At 56.8% G+C, this 3,249-nt stretch carries 3 protein-coding genes; 1 reads left to right on the top strand and 2 read right to left on the bottom strand.

Annotated features, from left to right (window positions below):
- A partial coding sequence (locus ACDP63_RS24415) for a hypothetical protein (RefSeq protein WP_409928816.1) occupies positions 1–1,630 on the top strand: 1,630 nt, incomplete at its 5' end.
- Between the two features lie 151 nt (positions 1,631–1,781).
- Here ACDP63_RS24415 and ACDP63_RS24410 read toward each other — a convergent pair.
- Positions 1,782–2,666 carry a TerB family tellurite resistance protein gene (locus ACDP63_RS24410; protein WP_010399164.1) on the bottom strand — a complete coding sequence of 295 codons (885 nt, stop codon included), beginning with the start codon at positions 2,664–2,666 and terminating at the stop codon, positions 1,782–1,784.
- The coding region (locus ACDP63_RS24405; protein WP_409928815.1) for a hypothetical protein at positions 2,663–3,249 on the bottom strand (587 nt) is incomplete at its 5' end. The genes ACDP63_RS24405 and ACDP63_RS24410, both read right to left, overlap by 4 nt.

Genomic DNA, 3,249 nt, shown 5'->3' with positions numbered 1-3,249 from the left:
GCCGATGATCTGTTCGTCCGTGAATCTCGTTCGCTTCATTGTCCGTCCTCAAGTTGGGCCGGACTCTAATCGCATCTGGAGGAAAAATCCCGGGGCAGGTCAAAAGATGCAGCAACAGTTACAAGGGGATGAGCCAGCCAACGAGAAGCAGGAGGCGATCTTCGATCCTCAGCATTCCCGGCCTCTGAGCACCACGATCTGGACGGAAGACCCCGCCTTGGTCGGTCTGGTGCAGGATATCTGGAACCAGCACTTTGCTACCGGGGAGGCAGAGAAGCAGAAGGGCGGCAAGAAGCCCAGACGGCCTTATATCGAGCAGCTACGGGTCTTGGTGACGGACCTTTATCTGGCGTGGCAGGAGGATCCTCTTCTATGCTTGGGTATGCCCTTCTCGGAGGGGGCATGGGATAGCCAATCCCGCTATAACCCCTTGGGGCTTTCCAAGCATCTGGTGGTGCTGGTGAAACAGCTACAGGCGGCGGGTCTCGTGCGAGTATCGGCGGGTAGCTATGCCGCCCCTGGAGCAAAGGGGAACCGGACGGGCAGGATACAGGCCAGCACGGAGCTTCAGAAACGATTCGAGGCGTTGGTTGTTGATGGTCGAGCTATCCAGGTAGTCCCCTCGGAATGTATTATCCTGAAGGAGGGTGAAGGGGATTATAGTCGTGCAGTGGAATACCAGGACACCGATAACACCCACTGCATGAGGCAGGTGTTGACGGCCTATAACGATCTGCTGGCACAGACCTTCATCGACATCCCCACCCTGGAGCAGCCGTGGGTCGTCCGGCAGGACAACAGGGGAAAGGACATCAGGGTCGCTGTCGGACCTCGCCATCAGCTTGTCAGGCGAATATTCAGCCGGGGTTCATGGGAGATGAACGGGCGGTTCTATGGGCCGTGGTGGCAGGGGCTGAATAGCAAGCTACGATCACAGATATTCATCAATGACACTCCGACTGTCGAGATCGACTTCAAAGCCATGCACATCCAGATTCTGGCAGCGCAGCAAGGGGTGGAGCTTCCTCCTGATCCCTATGAGCTTCCCCCTGGACAGTTCCCCGATACCGATCCTGATGAGCAACGCAGGCTGGTCAAGCAACTGGTGCTGACGGCTCTGAATGCCAAGGATACTCGTTCTGCCTGCTCAGCCTTTCGTGAAGGGCTTAAGGCTAGACATCCCGGGAAACACTTGAAGAATACTACCCTCCAAAAGACCATCGACGCCTTTAGCGAGCATGTCCCGGCGCTGGCGGATAGCCTTTGCTCGGATGTAGGCATCAGGTTGATGTTCACCGATTCCCAGATCATGGAGCGGGTGATCGACCGCTGTACCTTCATGGGGCTGCCTGTCCTGACCGTGCATGACAGTGCCATCATCCCCTATACCCACAGCAAAGTATTAGAAGAAGCGATGAAGCAGGCTGCTGTTGAGGTGGTCGGTCGGGAAATTCCCTTGGAAGCCAAAGCTCTAGGATTGGACCATGATAGCTGGAAGGATGACCCTGCTTATGTTCGACTGGATTTCCAGACATGCCGAGAGACGGAACGCTGTGAGGGATACCTGACGAGACTCAAGGAGTGGGAGAATACTACCGGAAGAGAAGTGGTTCCTTTCAACATCCTCTAAGAGAAGATAAGAAAGAAGAGAATTAAGAAAGAGGAGAATACACGAGGAGATTATCCATGCTTCTTCTTCTTCTTCCCTTCCTTCCCCATACTTATACGTATCAGTGAGTTCTGGGTGTATCAGCCATTGCTTGAGGGGCAGGGGCAGGATACTACTGATCGGCCTTGCCGTTCCGCCCGAGCTTGCTTCCGATCCATCCGGTCGCAGAGGATACCGCTGCACTGGTCCTCTTGGCTACGCGTGACAGGCTGGCAACCACGGAATTCTGCTCATCGAGCGACCGGATGACCCGGTCAATCGCCATTTCCTCGCGCTCGTCCAGCCTTCCGTCTGCCTCTGCGACCTCGGTCAGCAGGCGTTTGATCTCTTGTTGCAGGATTCCGAACTTGCAGTCCGGGTTTCCATGAACGAACTCGGCAAGTGCTCGCGTCATATCGGTCAGGCGCGACTTATCATCGTTAGCGCTGAGAACGGCTAGAGCATGGTCCACATAGTCGGGGTCGTAGCCCCAGTCTTCCACGAAGTAATCCCTGACGACCTGAACCTCTCGCGTATCGACATGACCATCAATCGCGGCGACCTTTAGCGAAAGGGCACCCATCAGATCAAGAATCGATGTGCCTAACAGATCCAAGGGCGTGTTCAGGAACCTTGGCACGGTGTCCACACGCGACTGGCTGTATCCTCTGAACAGCCGGGCTACCCCGTAGCAAGCCCCTCCGGTGGCGACGGCAGCGGCAGCAACAACGACTATGGGCGTGGTGACCTGTGCTGTTAAAGGCAAAGCGGCCCACACTGCTGCAAACCCGGTCTTGCCAAAGAACGTCGTGGCGACCAAGCTCGACTTAGCCGCCGCCGCGCCACTTGCAGCAGCCCCCGAAACATCCAACAGATTACGGAAGCCCTTAACCACCTTCAGGCTTGTATAGGCGTCGTCCCCGATCCCCAAGCGTGCCTTGAATTTGACGTCATTCGCCACGACACGCTTGACGGCATCGAAACCGGCGCGTTGTTCCTCTTCGCTCAGATCGGTCATACTCGCACCGTGCTGAAGACCGCAAACTGTGCTGCGAAGCGATCCATGGCCTGCTTCGCGGCATGCTGCCGGATGTCTTCGATTGCACCAGCCGTCACCCCGATCAGGAGCAAGAGTTTGCTGAGAAGGACAGCGAGTAGCCCGCCGATCCATGGCACCGCCCCGACCAGCGTCGTGACGGCTAGCGCAACCGCCACCCCAAGAAGCGTGTTCGGCATGTTATCGACCAGCCACATGGCCATGCCGAGAATTCTCCGTCCGATCGCCACCACGGCCTCGCCGATCTTTACGGTGAACCCCGCCAGATCATAGAGAAGCGCCTTGAGATCAGCCGACAGGCTGGTGCTGTCGAGATACGCCTTGATCTTCCGTAGCGTTGGACCGGATTGGCAGAATTCGATTGCTTCTTCGACGGTGCGTGGCGGTTCGGTATTTCCAAAAGGCAAAGACATGTGAACAGTTCCCAAACAGTCCGGCAGGGGTCGTGTCTCGGAACTGGTGGAAATTGGCTGGCGGCGTAATCTCCGGGTGAACTCACACCCAGCCAACCGGCGGCGGCAACCGCCAGGGAGATCACGCCATG

Source organism: Paracoccus sp. P2 (assembly GCF_046335115.1).
Lineage (GTDB): Bacteria > Pseudomonadota > Alphaproteobacteria > Rhodobacterales > Rhodobacteraceae > Paracoccus > Paracoccus pantotrophus.
This window is presented reverse-complemented; position numbering and strand designations above follow the sequence as displayed.

What these genes read in the sequence shown, in the direction of transcription:
- ACDP63_RS24410 (WP_010399164.1), bottom strand. Translation starts at nt 2,666, where the DNA reads ATGACCGATCTGAGCGAAGAGGAACAACGCGCCGGTTTCGATGCCGTC.